Annotated in this window: 23 protein-coding genes; 7 read left to right on the forward strand and 16 right to left on the reverse strand. The window is 68.1% G+C overall.

From position 1 onward, the window contains the following. Window positions 1–34: 34 nt before the first annotated feature. The 3 genes from EL337_RS21785 to EL337_RS21795 all read right to left on the reverse strand — a co-directional run bounded on the left by EL337_RS21785 (window position 35) and on the right by EL337_RS21795 (window position 3,739). The gene (locus tag EL337_RS21785) at window positions 35–862 is read right to left on the reverse strand and encodes an acyl-ACP desaturase (RefSeq protein WP_048635213.1); all 828 of its coding nucleotides are present in this window, start codon (window positions 860–862) and stop codon (window positions 35–37) included. 101 nt (window positions 863–963) lie between these two features. Continuing rightward, window positions 964–2,427 carry a glycine hydroxymethyltransferase gene (locus tag EL337_RS21790; RefSeq protein WP_048635214.1) on the reverse strand — a complete coding sequence of 488 codons (1,464 nt, stop codon included), beginning with the start codon at window positions 2,425–2,427 and terminating at the stop codon, window positions 964–966. 94 nt (window positions 2,428–2,521) lie between these two features. Then, complete coding sequence (locus EL337_RS21795; RefSeq protein ID WP_048635215.1) at window positions 2,522–3,739, reverse strand: hypothetical protein; 1,218 nt, start codon at window positions 3,737–3,739, stop codon at window positions 2,522–2,524. A gap of 31 nt (window positions 3,740–3,770) precedes the next feature. On the opposite strand from EL337_RS21795, the gene coaA reads away from it, so the two are divergent. Further along, window positions 3,771–4,709 (forward strand): type I pantothenate kinase, encoded by a 939-nt coding sequence (coaA, locus tag EL337_RS21800; protein WP_048635216.1) that lies wholly within the window; start codon window positions 3,771–3,773, stop codon window positions 4,707–4,709. 6 nt (window positions 4,710–4,715) lie between these two features. Here coaA and EL337_RS21805 read toward each other — a convergent pair whose 3' ends face one another. From EL337_RS21805 to EL337_RS21820, 4 genes are all read right to left on the reverse strand, one after another. Beyond that, window positions 4,716–5,126, reverse strand: coding sequence for a hypothetical protein (locus EL337_RS21805; RefSeq protein WP_048635217.1), 411 nt, complete (start codon window positions 5,124–5,126; stop codon window positions 4,716–4,718). A gap of 84 nt (window positions 5,127–5,210) precedes the next feature. Beyond that, entirely contained in the window at window positions 5,211–5,636 is a 426-nt protein-coding gene (locus EL337_RS21810) for a hypothetical protein (protein ID WP_048635218.1), read from the reverse strand. A gap of 77 nt (window positions 5,637–5,713) precedes the next feature. Beyond that, on the reverse strand, window positions 5,714–7,063 hold the full coding sequence (locus EL337_RS21815; protein ID WP_048635219.1) for a hypothetical protein: 1,350 nt from the start codon (window positions 7,061–7,063) through the stop codon (window positions 5,714–5,716). A gap of 11 nt (window positions 7,064–7,074) precedes the next feature. Then, window positions 7,075–7,866: a (2Z,6E)-farnesyl diphosphate synthase gene (locus EL337_RS21820; protein ID WP_048635220.1), complete on the reverse strand. Its 792-nt coding sequence runs from the start codon at window positions 7,864–7,866 to the stop codon at window positions 7,075–7,077. A 55-nt stretch (window positions 7,867–7,921) separates the two neighbouring features. Between EL337_RS21820 and trhA the strand changes: the two genes are divergently transcribed. After that, the gene (gene trhA, locus EL337_RS21825; RefSeq protein WP_048635221.1) at window positions 7,922–8,668 is read left to right on the forward strand and encodes a PAQR family membrane homeostasis protein TrhA; all 747 of its coding nucleotides are present in this window, start codon (window positions 7,922–7,924) and stop codon (window positions 8,666–8,668) included. Between the two features lie 84 nt (window positions 8,669–8,752). On the opposite strand, the gene EL337_RS21830 is transcribed toward trhA, so the two are convergent. Genes EL337_RS21830 through mca form a run of 4 tightly spaced genes read right to left on the reverse strand, consistent with a single transcriptional unit; the run spans window position 8,753 to window position 12,280 of the window. Next, complete coding sequence (locus EL337_RS21830) at window positions 8,753–9,121, reverse strand: nuclear transport factor 2 family protein (RefSeq protein ID WP_048635222.1); 369 nt, start codon at window positions 9,119–9,121, stop codon at window positions 8,753–8,755. Window positions 9,122–9,131: 10 nt separating this feature from the next. Beyond that, on the reverse strand, window positions 9,132–11,141 hold the full coding sequence (locus tag EL337_RS21835) for a thioredoxin domain-containing protein (protein ID WP_048635223.1): 2,010 nt from the start codon (window positions 11,139–11,141) through the stop codon (window positions 9,132–9,134). Next, entirely contained in the window at window positions 11,128–11,412 is a 285-nt protein-coding gene (locus EL337_RS21840) for a hypothetical protein (protein ID WP_048635224.1), read from the reverse strand. Before EL337_RS21840 ends, EL337_RS21835 begins: the two co-directional genes overlap by 14 nt. Next, window positions 11,405–12,280 (reverse strand): mycothiol conjugate amidase Mca, encoded by an 876-nt coding sequence (mca, locus tag EL337_RS21845; RefSeq protein ID WP_048635225.1) that lies wholly within the window; start codon window positions 12,278–12,280, stop codon window positions 11,405–11,407. Before mca ends, EL337_RS21840 begins: the two co-directional genes overlap by 8 nt. Window positions 12,281–12,398: 118 nt before the next feature. Between mca and EL337_RS21850 the strand changes: the two genes are divergently transcribed. The 3 genes from EL337_RS21850 (at window position 12,399) to EL337_RS21860 (ending at window position 14,264) form a co-directional block, all read left to right on the forward strand. Next, entirely contained in the window at window positions 12,399–12,821 is a 423-nt protein-coding gene (locus tag EL337_RS21850; protein ID WP_048635257.1) for a DUF4307 domain-containing protein, read from the forward strand. Window positions 12,822–13,053: 232 nt separating this feature from the next. Continuing rightward, window positions 13,054–13,548, forward strand: coding sequence for a transcription elongation factor GreA (gene greA / locus EL337_RS21855; RefSeq protein WP_048635226.1), 495 nt, complete (start codon window positions 13,054–13,056; stop codon window positions 13,546–13,548). Window positions 13,549–13,580: 32 nt separating this feature from the next. After that, window positions 13,581–14,264, forward strand: coding sequence for a GOLPH3/VPS74 family protein (locus tag EL337_RS21860; RefSeq protein WP_048635227.1), 684 nt, complete (start codon window positions 13,581–13,583; stop codon window positions 14,262–14,264). Here the strand turns inward: EL337_RS21860 and EL337_RS21865 are convergent. Then, entirely contained in the window at window positions 14,248–15,429 is a 1,182-nt protein-coding gene (locus EL337_RS21865; RefSeq protein ID WP_048635228.1) for a cystathionine gamma-synthase, read from the reverse strand. The two genes, EL337_RS21860 and EL337_RS21865, sit on opposite strands and share 17 nt — an antisense overlap. 31 nt (window positions 15,430–15,460) lie before the next feature. Here EL337_RS21865 and EL337_RS21870 point away from each other — a divergent pair, with 31 nt between their 5' ends. After that, complete coding sequence (locus EL337_RS21870) at window positions 15,461–16,639, forward strand: acyl-CoA dehydrogenase family protein (protein WP_048635229.1); 1,179 nt, start codon at window positions 15,461–15,463, stop codon at window positions 16,637–16,639. On the opposite strand, the gene EL337_RS21875 is transcribed toward EL337_RS21870, so the two are convergent. The 4 genes from EL337_RS21875 to EL337_RS21900 all read right to left on the reverse strand — a co-directional run bounded on the left by EL337_RS21875 (window position 16,636) and on the right by EL337_RS21900 (window position 21,240). After that, a complete protein-coding gene (locus EL337_RS21875) occupies window positions 16,636–17,133 on the reverse strand; it encodes an Rv1078 family RDD domain-containing protein (RefSeq protein ID WP_048635258.1) in 498 nt (165 codons plus the stop codon). The genes EL337_RS21870 and EL337_RS21875 overlap by 4 nt on opposite strands. Window positions 17,134–17,227: 94 nt before the next feature. Beyond that, window positions 17,228–18,187, reverse strand: a complete 960-nt coding sequence (locus EL337_RS21880; protein WP_048635230.1) for a DUF2189 domain-containing protein — start codon at window positions 18,185–18,187, stop codon at window positions 17,228–17,230. Window positions 18,188–18,745: 558 nt separating this feature from the next. Further along, window positions 18,746–20,140, reverse strand: a complete 1,395-nt coding sequence (locus EL337_RS21895; RefSeq protein WP_048635231.1) for a cystathionine beta-synthase — start codon at window positions 20,138–20,140, stop codon at window positions 18,746–18,748. 29 nt (window positions 20,141–20,169) lie between these two features. Beyond that, entirely contained in the window at window positions 20,170–21,240 is a 1,071-nt protein-coding gene (locus EL337_RS21900; RefSeq protein WP_048635259.1) for an alpha/beta hydrolase fold domain-containing protein, read from the reverse strand. A 194-nt stretch (window positions 21,241–21,434) separates the two neighbouring features. Between EL337_RS21900 and EL337_RS21905 the strand changes: the two genes are divergently transcribed. Continuing rightward, window positions 21,435–22,397: an SGNH/GDSL hydrolase family protein gene (locus EL337_RS21905; RefSeq protein ID WP_048635232.1), complete on the forward strand. Its 963-nt coding sequence runs from the start codon at window positions 21,435–21,437 to the stop codon at window positions 22,395–22,397. The last annotated feature ends 32 nt before the right edge of the window (window positions 22,398–22,429 follow it).

Consider the following 22,429-nt stretch of genomic DNA (forward strand, 5'->3'; position numbering starts at 1 on the left):
CTCGCAGGCGCGCCGTGACGAAAAGGCGCGCGGGTTACGAGCTGATGAACTGCTGCAGACGCGGCTCGTCGGCCAGCCCCCACGCAGTGATCCGGTCGGCGATCACCGTTTTCAGGTCATCCCGGCCGAAGATGCCCGCCTCGGCGACCGTGGCCACCTTGTCCTGATAGGCATCGATGTCGCCGCCGACCACGTCGAGGCCCGCGGCCCGTTGCGCGATGGCGTCGATGGTGTCGTCGCGGGCGTAGGTCAGGCAGTGGGCGATGAGATTGGCGAAGAACTGCTCGTGGCGCTCCTCGTCCTGGGCGATGCGACCGACCAGGCCCTCCAGCACGGGCTCGGCGACCTTCGCCTGCAGGTTGCGGCAGAAGACGGCGTGGGCCCGCTCCCAGAGCGCCATGAACGCCAGCGTCTCGAGCTGGCTGTAGCTGTCGGCGCGGTAGCCCTTCATCACGTGCTCGACCCGCACGTCCTCGTTGGCCGACGGGTCGACCTCACGGGTGACCACCAGGTAGTTGCGCAGCGCGATGGCATGCAGGTGCTCCTCGGCGGTCCAGCGCCCCATCCAGCGACCCCACTTGGCCTCGAGGAGGAAATGCTCGACGAGCTCGCGGTGGAATCCGGCGAGGTTGTCCTTGGTGATCAGCAGAATTTCGAGCGCGTCGGTGACGTGCTTGGGCAGCGTCACGTCCGACGGTTCCCAGTCACGTCCGCCGAGGAACGCGAAGTTCTCACCCTGGTCGAACGGCACGTAGTCGTGCGCGAACCAGAGGTCCTCGGTATCGATATGACGCCGAAGCTGCTCAAGGACCACAGGCTCGAGTTCGAGCGTCAACGCATTAGCGACAGGTTTCTGTGCCATGCGGTTACATTAACCCAATTCTGTGGGAATCGTAAAATTCCTGGGGCGACACGCCGCCAGTTTTTCGGACGTCGTGCCTGGTCCAGGACTTTCGGCCGGGCCTAGAGCGTCAGTCCCGGGTACAGCGGATTGGCGTCGAGCAGCTCAGCCGCCGCGGCGTGAACCCGCTCGGCGGTCCCTTCGGCAAGTGTGTACTTGGCCTTCGACGGCCCGTTCGGACCCGCCGCAGGCTGGGTGTTCTTGAGCACCTCGACGACCAGCTCGGCGACCCGGTCGAAATCGTCGGCGCCGAATCCCCGGGACGTCAGCGCCGGGGAACCGAACCGGATGCCGCTGGTGTACCAGGCGCCGTTGGGGTCGGCCGGGATCGCGTTGCGATTGGTGACGATCCCGGAATCCAGCAGCGCCGATTCGGCCTGACGGCCGGTGAGCCCGAACGAGGTCACGTCGAGCAGCACCAGGTGGTTGTCGGTGCCGCCGGTGACCAGTCCGGCGTCGCGCTTGACGAAACCGTCGGCCAGGGACTGGGCGTTGTCGGCGACCGCCTGCGCGTACTCGCGGAACGAGGGCTGCCGCGCCTCGGCGAGCGCGACGGCCTTCGCGGCCATCACGTGCGACAGCGGACCGCCGAGCACCATCGGGCAGCCCTTGTCGACCGCCGGCGCGTATTCCTCGGTGGCCAGGATCAGGCCGCCGCGGGGGCCGCGCAGTGACTTGTGCGTCGTCGTGGTGGTGATGTGCGCGTGCGGCACGGGGTCCTCGTCGCCGGTGAAGACCTTGCCGGCCACCAGGCCGGCGAAGTGCGCCATGTCGACCATGAACGTGGCGCCCACCTCGTCGGCGATCTCGCGCATCTTGGCGAAGTTCACCCGGCGCGGATACGCCGAGTACCCGGCCACCAGGATCAGCGGCTTGAACTCGCGTACCGCGGCCGCGACGGCGTCGTAGTCGATGAACCCGGTTTCCGGATTCGTCCCGTACTGACGCTGGTGGAACATCTTGCCGGAGATGTTCGGGCGGAAGCCGTGGGTGAGGTGGCCGCCGGCGTCCAGCGACATGCCCATCAACCGCTGGTTGCCGAGCTTGGCGCGCAGACCTTCCCAGTCGGCCTCGGAGAGGTCGTTGATGTGCTTGGCGCCCAGTTCGGCCAGGCCGGGAGCCTCGACGCGGGTGGCCAGGATGGCCCAGTAGGCCACCAGGTTCGCGTCGATCCCGGAGTGCGGCTGGACGTAGGCGTAGGGCGCGCCGAACAGCTCGCGGGCGTGCTCGGCGGCCAGCGCCTCGACGGTGTCGACGTTCTGGCAGGCGGCGTAGAAGCGGTGCCCGACGGTGCCCTCGGCGTACTTGTCGGAGAACCAGGTGCCCATCGTCAGCAGGACGGCCGGCGACGCGTAGTTCTCGCTGGCGATCAGCTTGAGCGAATCCCGTTGATCGGCAAGCTCTTTGCGCGTGGCATCGGCGATGCGCGGCTCGACGGACTCGATCACCGCCAGTGCGGCACGGTAGGCCTCGCTCGCGGTGGCGGCGTAGGCGGCTCCCAGACCCGGTGTGGACTCTGCAGTCATAGCAGCGAGCCTAGTCGGGCGACGCCACGCCCACTTCTGCACCTCGGTCGTTCCGGCCGTCCGGGCACGACCGTGGTGCAGAAATCGGCGCCAGTTACGCGGCTCGCAGCGACGACGGGATCAGCGGTTCGTCGAGCAAGGTGCCGAAGCGCTGGGTCAGCGTGACGCCGTCCGGCCTGGCGTCCAACCAGCCGCGCAGCAGGCGGTACCCCTCGACGTAGGTGCTGGTGTAGGCGCGCCACAGCGGCGACGACAGGAAGCGCAGCATCTGGCGGGCACGGTCGTCGTCGACCAGCAGCCAGCGCTTGAGGAAGGCGACGACGTCGTCGACGTCGCGGTGTTCGTCGTGCAGCATCAGCGCCGCGTCCTGGCGGACATCGGCCAACGCCGCCGTCGCCTCGGAGATGGTCTCGGCCCGTGCGCCGTCGAACCGCAGACCGAGATCGGCGTAGATGTCGGATGCCCAACTCCCCCACGCCGGTCCGACCGCGGCGTAGAGCGCGAGGTCGGCCAGCCCCTCCGCCATCAGGCACTGCGGGGTGTTGACCAGAAAGATCGTCTGCTCCGCCTGGCCCTTGCCCTCGACGAGACCGGCTTCCTTACGGCAGTGCTCGGTGTGATGGCCCGGATAGGACTCGTGGGCCACCAACCGGGGCAGGTTCGACATCTGCTGCTTGAGGTCGGCGTTGACCGCGACGGTCGACTGGTAGTCACCCTTGTAGTAGTTGAACCCCGACCACGGTTTGTCGGTCACCACCTCGTAGGTGATGGTCTCGCGGGCAGGGAGCGGGAAAGTGGCCCGGACGCGATCACGCAACTCGCTGGAGAAGGCGTGGATTGCCTCCTCCAGGCGGGCCGGTGGGATCTCCTCGGCCGCCCGGTGCGCCTGGATCCGCTCGGCGAGCGGGCCGGTGCCCCCGAGCGCGTCGTCCAGCTTGATGTGCGCCTCGCGGTAGCGCTCGGGGTCGCCCTTGGCGATCCGGACGTCGAAGTACGCCTCGACCTCGTCGACGAAGCCGACCTCCTGGCCGGCGAACTTCCGTCCGGCGCAGGCCAGCGCCCGCAGATGCGAGCCCACGAACGCGGCACGCGCGTCGTCCAGGCCGGCAGGCAGCTCACTGCGCAGCCGCTCGGCCTGCCGCACCAGATCCGCGGGGTCCGGGCGCGGCTCCGCCTCCACTGCGCGCCGCAGCGCGGGGTCGCCGGTGAACGAGTCGACGTAGCCTTCCTCGAGCTTGTCGAAGCGCAGTCCGAGCAACAGGTATTCACGGATCAGGGTGCTCGACGCCCCGGAATCGATACCTAAGTCCATGTCCTCATACGCTAGCTGCAACACTGGGCTCATGGCGCGGCTGAGCGAACCCAGCCCCTACGTGGAGTTCGACCGGGCGCAATGGCGTGCGCTTCGCATGTCGACGCCGCTGAAGCTGACCGAGGACGAACTGGTGCGGCTGCGGGGCCTCGGCGAGAAGATCGACCTGCTCGAGGTCGAAGAGGTCTATCTCCCCCTTGCCCGGCTCATCCACCTCCAGGTGGCGGCCAGGCAGGCGCTGTTCGCGACGACGTCGAACTTCCTCGGTGAGCCGCAACAGAATCCGGACCGCCCGGTGCCCTTCGTCATCGGCGTCGCGGGCAGCGTTGCGGTGGGCAAGTCGACCACCGCCCGCGTGCTGCAGGCGCTGCTGGCGCGCTGGGAACACCACCCCCGCGTCGATCTCGTCACCACCGACGGCTTCCTCTACCCGAACGCCGAATTGAATCGCCGAAACCTTATGCACCGCAAAGGTTTTCCGGAGAGCTACGACCGTCGAGGCCTGATGCGCTTCGTCACCGCCGTGAAGTCGGGCGCCGACGCGGCATGTGCGCCGGTGTACTCACACCTGCTCTACGACATCGTGCCCGGCGAGAAGCAGGTCATCAAGCATCCGGACATCCTCATTCTCGAGGGGCTCAACGTCCTGCAGACAGGCCCCGCCCTGATGGTGTCCGACCTGTTCGACTTCTCGGTCTACGTCGACGCGCGCATCGAGGACATCGAGGGCTGGTACGTCTCGCGGTTCCTGTCGATGCGGGCCGGCGCATTCGCCGACCCGGCCTCGCACTTCCATCACTACTCCACGCTGACCGACGAGCAGGCGGTGTTCGCCGCCCGCGACATCTGGCATTCGATCAACCGGCCCAACCTGATCGACAACATTCTGCCGACCAGGCCGCGGGCCACGCTGGTGTTGCGCAAGGATTCCGATCACTCGATCAACCGGTTGCGTCTGCGCAAGCTGTAGGCGACGTCACCGGCTGATGCGTCGCACACCCTGATACTGCAGTTCGGCCATCACCAGCGTGTACACGCCGGTTCCGAGGACCAACACCACGCCGGTGGTGGTCAGTGGCCACACTCCCGCCACCACCACGACCACGGTGGCCACGCTGAACAGCGCGTTGCCGACCGCCAGTATCAGCCCTGACGTGCGGATCGACGGCCGCGCGGCGAGCGCCAACACGGCCACGGCGAACACGATGAACGATGCGCCGACGGTGTACTCGATCGCCGCCGTCGTGCCTGACATTTCGGCCACCTGGTGGGCGAAGAGCACCAGCGCGATGCCGGTGAGTCCGCTCAGCACCGCGTCGGCGCGCATCACGAAACGCAGCAGCGAATCGGTGGACTCGGCCAGCCGGGAGGAGATCGTGGCGGTCATGGGTGATTCCTTTCATCGGGGGTGGGTGATGCGGGCGGTACCGGAGTCGACGCCATGACCTCTCAGACGGCGACTCCGGACCGGTCACGGTCGGGGTGGCGCCAGGCGGCGCACCCCGAGGTACTGCAGGTAGGCGAAGCCCACCGCGCCGGCGGTGAAGGCCAGGATCGTGGCGGTGCCGAACGGCGTCAGCGGTAGCCATCCCGCCGCGAGGACGACTGCGATCGCCACCGCGAAGGCCACGTTGGCGGCGAGTACGCCGATCCCGACGCGCCGGATGTCACGCACCCGGGCCAGGCTGTAGAGCAGTGCGCCGTAGGCGACGAGCGCGGCGCCGGCAGCCCACTCCGCGGTCGGCGTCAGCCCAGACAGTCGCGACAGATGATCGGCGGCCATCGCGGCGAACAGACCGATACCGGCGCACATCGTGGCGTCGGCGCGCATCGCGACGCGCAGCAGCTGCGCATCCGACTGGCTGACCGGCGTGTGCCGGGTGGTGAACGTGGTCATGCCATCGATGGTTCGCAGCGGGCACTGCCAGATCGACGCCGGATACTGCCAACTACTGCCAGGCCCAGGTCAGAGCACTAGCGAACGGTGACGAGGTTGCTTCTCAGATCGGTGGCGATGACGCGTGCGGCCGCGTTCTGCCAGTTGTGCAGCGAGCGCTGCGGGACCTCGGTGACGAACCACTGCCACGCCTGCCGCGCCGCGGGGTCGAGACCGGCGGCGGTGGCGTTCTGGGCGTAGGCGCGCACGCCCACGACGTAGGGGAAGTACAGCGAGTTGTAGTGCCGCCACTGCTCGGTGGTGCCGAAGTCGTTGCCGTCGCGCGGTTTGAGTCCGGCGATCCGCTCGGCCAGCAGCGCGCGGAGCTCGTTGGCGCGCTCCAGCGGCTGGTCCGGGGCGCCCCGGCGCGCCAGCCGCTCGTCGATGGCGGGCAGCGCGGTGAGCGGGCTGGCGACAAGCTTGGACAGATCGCCGTAGTGGCCGAGTGCGCGCCTCGTCACGCGGACGAAGGTGTCCTCGTCCATGCCGTCGAGTGGACTTGCCGACCGCAGCGGCAGCGCCGCCTCGGTGCCGCGCAGCGCAGCGCGGTCGGCGCGCAGGTCGGGAGACCGGAAGAACGCGACGCGGTCCAGCACCCCCGCCAGCGGATCGGCCAGCACGTTGATCGTGATCGCGATCCCGAGGCTGGAGAACAACAATGCGACCAGCGTGGTGCTACGCCCGGCGACCGCGATCCCGATCAGCAACTGGGCACCGAACAGGACGGCGACGGCCATCGTGCCGACGAACGAGCGCCGCATGTCCTTGCGCAGCGCCTGCCCCTCGTCGAACGCGTCCCCGATGGCCACGGCAACGCCGAGCAGCGCCACGTCGAACCCGGTGGACGCCAGCGCAAGCCAGCTGGGCACGAGCCCGAGCGGAATCACCAGGATGGCGTTACCGAGCGCGAAGAACAGTGTCGCGACCACGATGAACCCCACCACCGGCCTCGGCTGCGAACGGCGGACGACCGCGTAGACCATCGCACCGAGCGCGGGCACCGAGACGGCGGCGAACATCACCCAGTGGCCCAGCCGCAGTGGGCCCTCGACGCCGCCCGCCATCGTCGCGCCGACGAACGCGACGGTCGCTGCGCCCGTCACCAGCCCCACCTCGCCGGCCCGGCTGCGCCAGTTGTCGCGCGGCCGCGACATTTCGAGCAACACGGCGAACCAGGCGATGCCCGGCACCGCAACGAGGTAGATCTCGACGACGCTCAGCAGATCGGATGCGCTGACCACCCGGACCGCGTCGAGCGCCACGACGAGGGCGAAGCTCGTCAGCCCGATCGACGCCAGCACAAGCATCGGCTTGCGCGGGTCACGGGCCAGCAGGTACAGCCCCAGCCACCAGCTCAGTGCGAACACCAGGGCGGACAGCGCGATCACGACTGGCTACCTCAGCGGCCGTAGCGTCGATGCCTGGCGCTGTAATCGCGCAGGGCGCGCAGGAAATCCACGCGGCGGAATTCCGGCCAGTACGCCTCGGTGAACCACATCTCCGAGTAGGCGCTCTGCCAGAGCAGGAAGCCGGAGAGCCGCTGCTCGCCGGACGTGCGGATGACCAGGTCCGGGTCGGGCTGCCCTGAGGTGTAGAGATTCTCCGAGATGCCCTCCGCGGTCACGGCTTCGATCAACTGCTCGCCGGTGGCGCCGTTGGCCAGCTCCTTGCCGAGCAGGGCGCGGACGGCGTCGACGATCTCCTGCCGCCCCCCGTATCCGACGGCGACGTTGACATGAAAGCCGCTCCCGTTCCCGCCGGTCGACCGGACCGCCTCACGAAGGCGGCGCGCCGGTTCCTCACCGAGGAGCTCGAGGTCACCGACAGACCGCACGCTCCACTGGTTGGCCGGTGCGCAGATCTCCTCGACCACCTCGGTGATGATCTCGATCAGCGATGCCAGCTCGTCGGGATCCCGCTGCAGGTTCTCGGTGGACAGCAGATACACGGTGGCCATCTCGATGCCGGCCTCGTGGCACCAGCGCAGCATCTCGGCGATCTTGTGGGCTCCCACGCGGTAGCCGTAGCTGACGTCGTCGTGTCCGAGTTCACGCGCCCAGCGCCGGTTGCCGTCACACAGCACGGCGATGTGGCGCGGGAGTTCGGAGCGCGCCGGCGTGAGCCCCTGACGCAGCCGCATCTCGTAGAGCCGGTACATCGGCTCCTTGAGACGGCGCGGAATGAGGTCCACGATTGTCCAGACTACTGTGGCGCAGGGATTGCCCAAGCGAGTCAGCGGAGGTGACATGTCTCGGTCTTCGCAGCAGGTGGGTACCGCCGGCCCGGATCGGCTCGGCGAGCCCCACGACCCGGAGGATCTGCCCGAAGCCCTCGCCGAGGGCGTCGCCCAATTCCTGGGCAAGCCGCGGCTGCGGGGCTGGATCCACGTCTACTCCGCGGCGATCGCGGTCGTCTGCGGCGCCACGCTGGTCGCGGTGTCGTGGTCGGCGGTGTCGACGCGGGCCGGTGTCGCGACGCTGATCTACACGCTGACGATTGTGGCGATGTTCACCGTCAGCGGCGTCTACCACCGGGTTAATTGGACGTCGCCGACCGCTCGCACGTGGATGAAGCGTGCCGACCACTCGATGATCTTCCTGTTCATCGCCGGCAGTTACACGCCCTTCGCGCTCCTGGCGCTTCCCGAGCGCAGCGGCATGACCCTGCTGTGGATCGTGTGGGGTGGCGCGCTGGCCGGCGTCGCGTTGAAGATGCTGTGGCCCTCGGCGCCGCGGTGGCTCGGTGTGCCGCTGTACATCCTGCTGGGCTGGGTGGCGGCGTGGTTCATCGTGCCGATCATGCACGGCGCCGGTGTCGCGGCGGTGGTGCTGCTGATCGTCGGCGGAGCGCTCTACAGCATCGGCGGTGTGCTGTACGCGCTCAAGTGGCCGAACCCGTGGCCCACGACGTTCGGGCATCACGAGTTCTTCCACGCCTGCACAGCGGTCGCGGCGATCTGCCACTACATCGCGATGTGGTTCGCCGTCTTCTGAGCCGCCCTACGGCGCGAGCGTGCGCTTTCTTCGCGTCCGGCGCGGCGTGTCGGCATCAGACACGCACGCTCGCGGAAATGGGAGTCAGAGCTGGGTGATGTTCTGCGGACCCCAGTAGGCCTTCATCGACGTGATCTGGCCGTCGCCGTTGAATGTCATCACCTCGATGGGCTCGATCCGCATGGCGCCGGCGACGGTGATCGCAAACAGGAAGGCCGCCTCGTGCCCGCCCGCACGGAAGCTCAGCAACTCCGCCTTGACGTCGGCGCCCTCCAGGTTCTTGTAGAAGCCGGCGATGGCCTGACGTCCGATGTGCACTTCCCCGCCGCCCACCGGATCCTCGAGCGTGGCGTCCTCGGCATAGAGCGCGGCCACCTCGTCAGCGCTGCTGCCGCCGACCGTGTCCAGGTAGCGCTGGACGAAACCTTGCAAGACATCGGGCTCGAAGCTCATGTGCGGCAGGCTACACGGACGCTCCGAGCGCGGCAGCGAGATCCGCGACGGTCGTGACGGGCAGGTCACACACCCGGCCCCGGCACACATAGGCGGCGTCGGCACCCCCGACCCGGGGCCGGTCGCGAAGCAGCTCCGACGAGTCCGGCTCGCCGCCCACGACGACGGCGCCGCCGGGTGCCAGCCGGTGGGCGGCGGCCAGCAGTTCGGAGTCGGCACTCTCGCACGCGACGGCAATCTGGATCGGACCGCGCACCGCAGCCTCGGCGACCGCAAGCCAATGCCCGCCCGAGCGGGCCGCACGGGCCAGCAGCACAGTGGCCGCCCCCAGCGTCGCGTCGGCAGCGGCCGCATACCGCGGCGCATCCGCTTCCGGAGCCAAATGTGCTGCCAGCTGCAAGGCTTCAGCCACCAGCGACGCCCCGGCAGGGGTGGCGCCGTCGATCGGATCGGACGGTCGCAGCACCAACTGCTCGGCATCGTCGGCCACGTCGTACCAGCGGCCGGCCTCGGTGGGTTCGGCGAAGTGCCGGAGTGCCAGATCCAGCAGCCCGGTCGCCTGATCGAGCCATGCCCGCTCCCCCGTGGCCTGATACAGCGTCAACAACCCGGTCGCCAGCGCAGCATGGTCTTCGAGGATCGCCACGCTGTCACCGACCACACCGTCGAGACTGGAGCGGCGCAATCGGCCGTCCACCAGGTGCAGGGAGAGAATCGCGCGGGCGCATTCGGCTGCGGCGCGCAGATATTCGGGACGGTCGAGCGCGAAGGCAGCCTCGACCAGGGCGGTGATCGCCAGGCCGTTCCACGCGGTCACCACCTTGTCGTCGCGGCTGGGTTGGGGCCTGGCCAGCCGAGCGTCCAGCAACGCAGCGCGCACCCGCTCGAACCGTTCGGCGTCCACGGGATCGGCGTGCAAACGCAGCACCGACGCGCCGGCCTCGAAAGTACCCGCCTCAGTGACTCCGAAAACCGTTGCCGCCCAACCACCGTCGTCGGAACCCAGCACCTCGTCCAGCTGGCCGGGCGTCCAGACGTAGGTCAGACCTTCGACGCCCGCGGCGTCGGCGTCCAGCGACGAGACGAACATCGCGCCGCGACGCAGATCGCCGAGCAGGAATCGCGCGGTCTCGTCGGCAACCTTGCGCGCCAACGGTTCTCCGGTGACTCGCGACCAGTGCGCATAGACCCGCAGCAGCTGGGCATTGTCGTAGAGCATCTTCTCGAAGTGCGGCACCACCCAGGACGCGTCGACGCTGTACCGCGCGAAACCGCCGGCCAGCTGGTCGTAGATCCCGCCGCGCGCCATCGCCTCGCAGGCACGAGTCACCGTCTCCAGGGGCGCACGCGCCGCGGTGCGTTCGTGGTTGCGCAGCAACGCCTCCAGCAGCGCCGACGGGGGGAACTTCGGTGCGGTACCGAACCCCCCGTTGGCGGTGTCCTCGTCGCGCAGCAGGGCGGCCACCGCGTCGTCGCACATCTCGGGCCGCACCGGAGGCCCGCCGCCCGGAAGTCCCGACGCCATCGCGCGCAGCTCACCCGCGATGTTCTCCGATGTCGCCTCCACGTCGGCACGGCGAGTGCGCCACGTGTCGGTCACCGCGGCGAGCAGCTCCAGGAAACTCGGCTTGGGGTAATAGGTGCCGCAGAAGAACGGCCGCCCGTCGGGAGTCAGGAAGCAGGTCATCGGCCAGCCGCCCTGCCCGGTCAGCGCCACCGTCGCGTTCATGTAGACGGCGTCGAGGTCGGGCCGCTCCTCGCGGTCGACCTTGATGCAGACGAAGTTCGGGTTGGCGACTGCCGCGACCTCGGCATCCTCAAACGACTCGTGGGCCATCACATGGCACCAGTGGCACGCCGCGTATCCGATGGACAGCAGGATCGGCACGTCGCGTTCGGCCGCGAGAGCCAGCGCGTCGGCGGACCACTGCTGCCAGTGCACCGGGTTGTCGGCGTGCTGCCTCAGATACGGGCTGGTGGAGCCGGCGAGCGTGTTCGACGAGCCGTCAGCCCGACTCACGTTTCGTCCCGTCGGCCGGGTTGTCGGTGGTGACGTCCGGGTCGACGGCGTCGGTGACCGCCGGCGCATCCTCGGTGTCGAAGGACTTGGGCAGTTTGCGCAGATGCTTGTTCATCGACCACACGAGCAGGAAGACCGCGATCAGCAACAGAATCACGATGATCAGGCCGAACGGACTGGCCTTACCGAAATCGGGACCGGTCTGGCGCGGCCCCTCCTGGGCCAGCACGCCGGTCATCAGGTCCATACCCAGCGTCAGCATGTCACCCATCGTGGCCCTCGATCCCGGCGAACAGGTCGGTCTCGGGCAGGATCACCGGAACCCGGGACCTGGCCAGCTCGAACTCCTCGGTCGGCCAGAGCCGCTGCTGCCATTCCATCGGAGTGGTGAAGAAGAAACTGTTGGGGTCGATCTGGGTGGCGTGCGCCAACAACGCGTCGTCACGCTGGGCGAAATACTTCGCGCACTCGACGCGCGTGGTCACGCGCTTGGTGAGCAGGTCGTCATCGGGATCCCATTTCTCCAGCCACTTGGCGAACGGGCCCTCCTCGCCGTTCTTGGCGAACTCGTCCTGCAACACCTGCATCCGCTGCCGCAGAAAGCCGTGGTTGTAGTACAGCTTGCTCACACTCCACGGTTCGCCGGCGTCCGGGTACAGCATGTGGTCGGCCGCGGCTTCGTAGGCCGCCACCGACACCTGATGGCATTTGATGTGATCGGGATGCGGATAGCCGCCGTTCTCGTCGTACGTGGTCATCACGTGCGGCCTGAACTCGCGGATCACCCGCACCAGGGCCTCGGTCGGCACCTCAAGGGGCTCCAGCGCGAAGCACCCCTCCGGCAGCGGGGGCAGCGGGTCGCCCTCGGGCAGGCCGGAGTCGACGAATCCCAGCCAGTGCTGCTCGACGCCGAGGATCTCGGCGGCCCTGGCCATCTCGTCGATCCGGATCTCATGGATCCGCCCATGCACCTCGGGCAGGTCCATCGCCGGGTTCAGGATGTCACCGCGCTCCCCACCCGTGAGGGTCACCACCTTGACGCGCACGCCCTCGTCGGCATAACGCGCCATCGTCGCTGCGCCCTTGCTGGACTCGTCGTCCGGGTGCGCGTGCACGGCCATCAACCGCAGTTCGCTCAACCTGGTCCTTCTCAGCTGGTCATCCGCTTCGCCACTCACGCAGAAGTTCAACCACGGGAGTGGGCCCTATAGTTCCAGGTCTAGTAGACCCATCCGACCGACGGGCATGCAAAACGAGATGATCGACCGTCCGACCGCCCGCTACGGGCAGCAGCGACTGAGCCGGCGCGCCCGTCGCTGGATCGTCATCGGGCTGACCGCGCTCGTGGTGATCACCGGCGTGGCCATCGCCGCCGTGGCCTTCACCCGGTTCGGCTCCGGCGACGTCAAGGGTGAACTCGGTGGGTATCGCGTCGTCGATCCGCACACCGTCGAGGTGACGATCAGCGTCACGCGCGACAACCCCGCCGAGCCGGCGGTATGCATCGTCCGCTCACGCTCCTACGACGGCGAGGAGACCGGCCGCCGCGAGGTGTTGGTGCCGCCGTCGACAGCGACGACAGTGCAGGTCACCACCGTGGTCAAGTCGAGCAGACCGGCCGTGATCGGCGACGTCTACGGGTGCGGAACCGACGTTCCCGGCTACCTCGTGGAGCCCTGACCGGCAGACGCTCCCCCAACGTTCGCCGGCGAAATCGTGAATTCCGGGTTGCCCGTCGGTGCTACCATTGGCCGATACACGGTTCCTGCTGGGGCCGTGTATTGCTGCATTTGGAGCTCAGAACCGACGCTCGCCCGCGGCGATACACACGCCAGCCCCCGGCCCCGTGCCGAGATTTCTACAACCTTCCACTGCCGACAAGCGCGGAAGCCAACGACGACAGGAGCGCGACATGACCGACACCCAGGTCACCTGGCTGACCGAAGAGTCCTATGACCGGCTCAAGGCCGAACTCGATCAGCTCATCCTCAACCGCCCTGTCATCGCCGCCGAGATCAACGACCGCCGCGAAGAAGGCGACCTGCGCGAGAACGGTGGCTACCACGCCGCCCGTGAGCAGCAGGGACAGGAAGAGGCGCGCATCCGCCAGCTCCAGGAGCTGCTGAACAACGCCAAGGTCGGCGAGGCCCCGAAGCAGTCCGGCATCGCGCTGCCCGGCTCGGTGGTCAAGGTCTACTACGACGACGATGAGAACGACACCGAGACGTTCCTGATCGGCACCCGCGAGCAGGGTGTCAGCGACGGCAAGCTCGAGGTGTACTCGCCGAATTCTCCGCTGGGCGGCGCCCTGATCGACGCCAAGGTCGGCGAGTCCCGGTCCTACACCGTGCCCAGCGGCAGCACGGTCAAGGTCACGCTGGTCAGTGCCGAGCCCTACCACGGCTGAGGTCGCGCCACCCCCGCGTTAGTCTCGGCCGCGTGGCCCAGATCGCCGAGGACCTGTTTCTCCTATTGGTGGACAACGCGTCCGCCCAGCCCGGTATCGACGCCCCCCGCCGCGATCACGTCCTCGCGGCCGCCTCGCTGCTCGATCTGGCTTTTGCCTGCCGCGTGCGACCGGCCGTCGACGGCGAGGCGGCGAAGCCGGGCCGGCTGGTGGCGCTGGAGGCGGCAGGACCGATGGATCCGGTGCTGGCAGCGGCGTTCGAGCTGCTGCTGGCCAAGCCGCGGCGCCCGGAGAGCGCCATCAAGAAGCTCGGAAGGGACGCCCAGGAGCGGCTCGTCGCACACCTCGAGGAGAGCGGCCAGATCCGTCCCGCCGTTGCGCCGGCCGGACTGGTGGGGCGGCGCGTCCATTCGTTTCCGCTGACAAACCGGGAGCGGGTGGGGGCGGCGCGAGCGGCGCTTTTGGCGGCGTTGTTCGACCGCACTCCACCGCCGCCCGCGACGGCCGCGATCATCACCCTGCTCCACGCGGTCGACGGGCTGGGCGCGCTGTTGAGTCTCAATGACCGCGGCTGGCGTTGGGTGCACGCCCGCGCGGGTGAGATCGCCGGCGGCAGTTGGGTCGACGAGTCCCCTGCGGGGATGCCCGAGGTGAACCTGGCAGTCACCGCATCCGCGGTCCGTCAGGCGCTGGTCAAGCTCAGCCGAGGGAACTGAGAGCCTGCTCGACGTCGCCGAGCAGGTCGGCGACGTCCTCGATGCCGACGGACAGCCGGACCAGATCGTCGGGCACCTCCAATTGCGAACCGGCGGTGGAGGCATGCGTCATCGCGCCCGGATACTCGATCAGTGACTCCACCCCACCCAGCGACTCGGCGAGGATGAAAATATCCGTCCGCGCGCAGAAGTCACGCGCGGCCTGCGGGCCTCCGCGCAACCGCGCCGACACCATGCCACCGAATCCGCTCATCTGGCGGGCGGCGACCTCGTGGTTGGGATGTGTCGGCAGTCCGGGATAGAGCACGGTGCTCACGGCGGGGTGCCCGTCGAGGAACTCTGCGATCGCCGCGCCGTTCTCACTGTGCTTCTGCATCCGCAACGGCAGCGTCTTGAGGCCACGGATGGTCAGGTAGGCGTCGAACGGACCGGGCACGGCGCCTGCGCCGTTCTGCAGGAACGCGAACGCGTCGTCGAGCGCTTCGTCGTTGGTCAGCAGCGCTCCCCCGACGACGTCGGAATGCCCGCCGATGTACTTGGTCGTCGAATGCAGGACGATGTCGGCCCCCAGCGCCAACGGCTGCTGCAGAGCGGGTGAGGCGAAGGTGTTGTCCACCAACACCTTCGCGTTCTTCTCGGCAGCGAGCGCGGCGATTCCGGCGATGTCGGCGATCGACAGCAGCGGGTTGGTCGGTGTCTCCACCCAGACCAGCTTCGTGCGGTCGGTGACCGCGGCCCGCACCCGGTCGAGGTCCGTCAACGCCACGGCGGTGTAGCTGATCCCCCACTGGCTGAAGACCTTGTCGATGAGCCGGAAGGTGCCGCCGTACGCGTCGTCGGGAATGACGAGGTGGTCACCCGGGCGCAGCACCGCCCGCAGGACACAGTCCGTGGCGGCCATGCCCGAGCTGAACGCGCGACCGTAGGACGCGCCCTCCATCGCGGCCAGCGAGGCCTCCAGCACCGCGCGCGTCGGGTTGCCGGTGCGCGCGTACTCGAATCCGCCGCGCAGCCCGCCGACGCCGTCCTGGGCGAACGTCGAGCTGGCGTAGATGGGGGCGTTGACGACCCCGGTGGCCGGATCTGGCCGGTATCCGGCGTGGATGGCCCTGGTCGCGGGACCGAAGGCCCGATAGTGGTCGGCCGCGCTGCGCTGCTCACTCATGGACGCAAGGCTAGCGGTGTAGAACTTGGTGATGGCGACCTCTTCGACGACGACGATTGAAAGCCTCCTCGACCTCGACTCACTGCTGAGCGCCGAAGACCGTGACCTGCGCACCATGGTCCGCGAGTTCGGCGAACAGCGTCTGCGCCCGCACATCGCCGAGTGGTTCGAGCAGGGCCAGGTCCCTGTCCGCGAGCTCGCCGTCGAGATCGGCAAGCTGGGCCTTCTGGGCATGCACCTGACCGGCTACGGGTGCGGCGGATCGACGGCCACGGCCTACGGCCTGGTGTGTCAGGAGCTGGAGGCGGTCGACAGCGGTCTGCGCAGCCTGGTGTCGGTGCAGGGTTCGCTGGCGATGTTCGCGATCCACCGGTGGGGCAGCGAGCAACAGCGCGAGCAGTGGCTGCCCGGCATGGCGGCGGGCGAATTGATCGGCTGCTTCGGGCTCACCGAGCCGGACTTCGGCTCCAACCCGGGCGGGATGCGCACCACCGCACGCCGGGACGGGTCGGACTGGATCATCAACGGTTCCAAGATGTGGATCACCAACGCCTCGATCGCCGACGTCGCGATCGTCTGGGCACGCTCGAAAGAAGGCGTCGTCGGCTTTGCGGTGCCGACGTCGACGCCCGGCTTCACGTCACGGGAGATGACGCACAAGATGTCGCTGCGGGCGTCGATCACCTCCGAGTTCACCCTCGACGACGTGCGTCTTCCCGAGGACGCCAGACTGCCTGAGGCGCAAGGATTGTCGGCCCCACTGAGCTGTCTGTCCGAAGCCCGTTTCGGCATCGTGTTCGGCGCGGTGGGTGCCGCGCGCGACTGCCTGGAGACGACACTGGACTACATCGGGAGCCGCCAGGTGTTCGACAAGCCGCTCGCGGGCTACCAATTGTCCCAGGCCAAGATCGCGGACATGGCGGTCGAATTCACCAAGGCTCAGCTGCTGGCCCTGCACCTGGGCCGGCTCAAGGACGAGCACAGGATCCGGCCCGAACAGGTCAGCGTCGGCAAGCTGAACAATGTCCGCGAGGCGATCAAGATCGCGCGTCAGTGCCGAACCCTGCTGGGCGCCAACGGGATCACGCTCGAATATCCCGTGCTCCGGCATGCCAACAACCTGGAGTCAGTGCTCACCTACGAGGGCACGTCCGAGGTGCATCAGCTCGTCATCGGCGAGGCGCTGACCGGGGTCAGCGCGTTTCGCTAGGCCCGGCCCGGACGTCGCGGCACACACACCGTGTTCATGAGCTTGTCCGCGAGGGTCTGACGCCTGGCGTCCCACAGCGGGACCAGGAAACCGACGAAGCACAGAATCGCGTCGACGAGGTGAACGGCCTGCCGCAGCAGTGAGGTGGCGAATCCGACCGGGCGCCAGGTCTTCTGGTCGACCACCTGGAATTTCATCGCCGACTTGCCGATGCTTGAGCCCACCGCGCCCTGCCGGTGACCGAAGTTCCAGATGAGGTAGCCGACCGTCAGCACCACCGCAAGCGCAAAGCCGAGGTCGTTCACCGGCGACGAGGTTGCGGTGCACACCACTCCGCCGTTGTCGTAGGTGACACAGTCCGTGGTGGCGCCTGCGATGGTCACGGCTTCCCACAGCCCCCACACGACCGCGACGGGAATCAGGTCGATCACCGACGCGACGACCCGGACGAGCCATGGGGTGTAGGCCGCCCTCGGCAGTCGTACATCGTGCATCACAGTCACCAGTCCGCTCGGTACCACAACGAACAACGGCACCGCCGCGTGGACGGTGCCGTTGTCTTTCAGATCTGTCGAACTCAGCCCATGGCTAGGGCAGGGCAGGCGCGACGTATCCGCCGTTGAGCGACCGGTAGGTGTACACCAGGATCAGCGCCGCCAACGGAATCGCGACCAGCAGCCCGACGCCGCACAGAATCGCGCCGACGAAGACCACCGCAACGCAGAGAAGCCAGGTGAGCACGACGGGACCGATGTTGTTCTTGCTGGTCTCGAAGCTCGACTTGATGCCGTCGATCGGCGACAGGTTCCGGTCGAGCACCGCGATGGTGGTGAACATCAGCATGACGCTGGCGATCACACCGGGCACGATGCACAGGAAGATCCCGATCGTCGTGATGACACCGACGATCAACCCGGCGATGATGACATTGGCGATGTTGCGGGGCCGGAAGAAGGACCCGACGGTGACTTCCTGCCCGTTGGCGATGTCGAAGATTCCGCCGAGGAAGGCCGACTGGATCGCCGCGGTGACGAGCAGCGATAGGAACCATCCGACGATCGACACCAGGATGCCGGCGAAGCCGGTGGCGGCGTAGGAGAACGACAGGCCGCTGTCGTCGGCGACGTAACTGGTGTCACCCGGCGATACCAGCATCTGGACGACGTTGATGATGCCCTGCAGGGCGATCAACACCACACCGAAGACGAGTGCCGCCACGATCAGCGGGACGGCGTTCTTGCTGAACTTGTTCCACGCCCAGCTGAACGCGGCGCCGACGCTGAACCCCGGCGGTCCGCCCACCGGGGGATAGCCCTGCTGGGGCGGCGGGAAGCCACCCTGGGGCGGGAAGCCACCCGACGGGGGGAACCCGCCCTGGGCGGGCGGCTGATAGCCACCGGGATCCTGCGGCGAAAACCCGCCGCCCGGAGGAGGCGGGTAGCCCCCACCGCCGGGCGGCGGCGGGGGGTAGCCACCGGGAGGCGGCGGAGGCGGGTAACCACCCGGAGGCGGCGGCGGATAGCCGCCGGGAGGCGGATTCTCTGTCATCGATTTCTCCTGATCTCGAACGCGGTTGAAGCGGAGCGCAGACCGTCCCCATCGTCTTGTCTGCGAACGTCGTGTCTGCGATTGTCCTGCTTGCGATGCTCTGCCGCCCGGTGTGCCGCGACGGGCACAGGCAGCGGTGTGTGCGAATGTCCCCCTCGACGACGCGGGCCTGCCGGAGCGCTGCCGAAAGCGCGAAAGTTCTTGGTTGCCAAGCCCTCCCGCTGACCACCCGAACATTCGTCACCAGCGCGCCGGTGCTGGACCTCGCCATACCTGGCCGGCAGCCGAAGTTCCAGACCTGGAAGGTAATGGACGGCGCCACACAGATCAACAGATTTGGCGCCCATGTCCTCGGTCGGCTGCGTCGCCGGACGGCGGCTCGACGGCGCCGACTGGTACTGCCCGGCAATCGACGATCGATCGATCACGGACGCCCCTCCGGTCGCGCACAGCTGGGAACAAGCGTGCTTACCCTACCTGAGGTAGGCCACCGAACCGCGGTTTCACGCGCGAATCGATCTTGACGTGGGGTGTTTGCCAGATCTACGCAGGCACGCCTCAGCGGCGAGTGGCGCCGTCGGACAAATAGCCGAGAAGGTCGTGGCGGGTCAGCACACCGACCGGCTTGCCCTCCTCCACCACCATCACCGCGTCGCATTCGCGAAGGGTCTTGGCTGCCGCGCCGACGAGTTCGCCGGCGCCGATCAGCGGAAGAGGCGGACTCATGTGCTGGGCGACAGCGTCGGCCAGCTTCGCGCGACCCTCGAACACCGCCGAGACCAGCTCGCGCTCGGAGACGCTGCCCGCGACCTCACCGGCCATCACCGGCGGCTCGGCGCCCACGACGGGCATCTGCGACACGCCGTACTCGCGCAGGATCCCGATGGCGTCGCGCACGGTTTCCGACGGGTGGGTGTGCACGAGGTCGGGCAGCGCCCCGGACTTGCCCCTCAGGATGTGCCCGACCGTCGGCTCCTCCACCGAACCGTCCAGCCTGCTGCGGAGGAATCCGTAGGACGACATCCAGCCGTCGTTGAAGATCTTCGACAGGTAGCCGCGCCCGCCGTCGGGCAGCAGCACCACCACGAGTGCGTCCGGGCCCTCGCGCTCGGCCACGTTGATGGCCGCCACGGCCGCCATCCCGCACGATCCGCCGACCAGCAGCGCCTCCTCGCGGGCCAGCCTCCTCGTCATGTCGAACGAGTCGGCGTCGGAGACCGCGATGATCTCGTCGGGAATCGAGGGGTCGTAGGCGGACGGCCAGAAGTCCTCACCGACACCTTCCACCAGGTACGGACGCCCGGTGCCGCCCGAGTACACCGACCCCTCAGGATCGACACCGACGATCTTGACCCGGCCACCGGAGACCTCTTTGAGATAGCGGCCTGCGCCGGTGATGGTGCCGCCCGTTCCGACACCGGCCACGAAGTGGGTGATCTTCCCATCGGTGTCGGCCCAGATCTCGGGCCCGGTGGTCTCGTAGTGGCTTTCCGGACCCATCGGGTTCGAGTACTGGTCGGGCTTCCACGCGCCGTCGATCTCCTGGACGAGGCGATTGGACACGCTGTAGTAGCTGGCCGGATCGTCGGGTGCCACCGCTGTCGGGCACACCACGACGTCGGCGCCGTAGGCGCGAAGAACGTTCTGCTTGTCCTCGCTGACCTTGTCGGGGCAGACGAAGATGCACTTGTAGCCGCGCTGCTGGGCCACCAGCGCCAGTCCGACGCCGGTGTTTCCGGAGGTGGGTTCGACGATGGTGCCACCCGGTCGCAGTTCTCCGCTGGCCTCCGCGGCGTCGATCATCTTGATCGCGATGCGGTCCTTCGAGGAGCCGCCGGGATTGAGGTATTCGATCTTGGCTGCCACGATGCCCGCGCCCGGCGGGGTCACCGAGTTCAGCTGCACCAGGGGCGTGTTACCGATGAGCTCACTGACGTGCCGGGCGATCCGCATACGTCCATCGTGTCAGGCCCGCCGGCCGGCTACCAGGTGGCCTCTCGGATGTACTCGCCGATCTGCTTGATCGAGCGGCCGGCTTCGGACACCGCGGGGGCGCCCAGCTGGAACACATGCATCTGACCAGGCCAGATACGCACCTCGACGGGTACGCCCGATGCCGCGAGCAGACGAGCCGCTTTCCGTGCATCGCTGAGCAGAACCTCGGAACCGGAGACGTGGATCAGCGTGCGCGGCAGACCCGGCTCGATGTGGTCGAGCGGCTCGTAGACCTCTTCGGGCCTGCCGTCGACGACCCTGCGCGCTGCGGCGGCCTCGATCAGCTCCACCAGGGCGTGGAACGCCTTGGGCGGGAACATCGCGTCGGTGCGGGTGTTCGGGTGGTCCGCCCGTGCCTCGTTGTCGATCTCGAACAGCGGCGACATGGTCACCAGCGCCGCGGGGGTCTCGGGGACGAAGCCGTTGATGCCGCCCACCTGCAGGCGCTCTGCGAGGGCCAGTGCGAGGTAGCCGCCGGCGGAGTCGCCGGCCAGGACGATCTGCTCGGGCTCGTAGCCCGTCTCGCGCAGCCACTTGTACGCGTCGAAGCAGTCGTCGAGCGCGGTGCCCACGGAGTGTTTGGGGATCATCCGGTAGTTCACCACCAGCGCCGGCGCATCGGCGCACTTCGACAGCGCGGTCACGAGACGTCCGTGCGTGTTCACCCCGCACGTCAGGAAGGCTCCGCCGTGCAGGTAGAGGATCACAGTGCGCTTGCCGTCGGCGGGCAGCACGCCCGCGGCGCGCACCAGCTGCGCCGTGCAGTGCGGAAGCGCGATGGTGGCGCGGACGGTGCCGGGCGCCGGCTTGAGGACACGCGCGGCGAAGTCCACCACGCCCCACGGCCATGGCAGTTTGGGGGCGTAGCTGCCCACCGTCAGGAAGGGCTTGATGGTCGCCATCGCGGCGAGACCCATGAGCCGTCCCGCGATGCTCGGACCGTCCTCGACGACCTCGACGGGCGCGCCGTCGCTGACCGGGAACCTCCGAGACTTACGCCCTCGAGCTGCATTGATCGCAGCATGCGCGGTTTCTGGAACCTTGCTGGGTGCCGTCATCGCCACCACTTCCTACGCCGATGTAGAGCCGGGATAAGCCGAGTTACTCAGACAGTCTCGCAACTTAGCTTCGCATTAGTAACCAGTATCACAATCGGTTAAACACAATTGATATCGGACTTGATACCGCACTGTGATCGCCAATCCGCGTTACGACTCGGATCAACGGTGCATTTCCGCTCTAAACTGGCGCCGTGGGCATCATCCGACGTGCTCCCCGCAGGTCGACGGTTGTTCTGGCGACGGCGGCCCTCTCGGGCTCCGCGTACGTCGGGGCGCGCAATCTGCTGACCGGGCAGGCCGACAAGGCGCGCCAGATCATCCCGAAGTCTTGGGACATCCCCCCTCGCGCCGACGGCGTCTACACCGCAGGCGGCGGCCCGGTCGAGCGGTGGCATCGCGGCGTCCCGTTCGACCTTCACCTGATGATCTTCGGCGACTCGACCGCCACCGGATACGGCTGCACCGACGCCGATGAGGTGCCGGGAGTTCTGCTGGCACGGGGTCTCGCCGAGGAGTCCGGCAAGCGGATTCGGTTGAGCACCAAGGCGATTGTGGGGGCGACGTCGAAAGGCCTGGCCGGGCAGATCGACGCCATGTACGTCGCGGGCCCGCCGCCGGACGCGGCGGTCATCATGATCGGCGCCAACGACATCACCAAGACCAACGGCACCCGCCCGTCGGCCCGCCGGGTCGGGCGGGCGGTGCGCCGGCTGCGCGGGAGCAACGCCGTCGTCGTCGTGGGTACCTGCCCGGATTTCGGCGTCATCACCGCCATCCCGCAGCCGCTGAGGTGGGTGGCACGTAGCCAGGGGCTGCGCCTGGCGCGCGCCCAGGCGGCGTCGGTGCGGTCCGCCGGCGGCATCCCGGTGCCGTTCTCCGACCTGCTGGCGCCGCACTTCTACGAGACGCCCGAGCTGCTCTTCTCACCGGACATGTTCCATCCCTCGGCCGCAGGTTACGAGCTGGCGGCCAAGCAGCTGCTGCCCGCGCTGTGCGAGGCGTTGGGCGAGTTCGTCACCGGCCGACCGGCCGAGGAAGCGCTGGAGCCGAGGTATGACGATGACAGCTCGCTGCTGTCGCGCGTCACCGGGATGAGCCGGCTGTGGCGCCGCTCGACCGGGGTGCCCGCTCCGATCGTGGTGGCCGCGGGCTAAATTTCTGTGCAACACGTTCTACTTGTTCGCAC

This window comes from Mycolicibacterium aurum (genome assembly GCF_900637195.1).
Taxonomy (GTDB): domain Bacteria; phylum Actinomycetota; class Actinomycetes; order Mycobacteriales; family Mycobacteriaceae; genus Mycobacterium; species Mycobacterium aurum.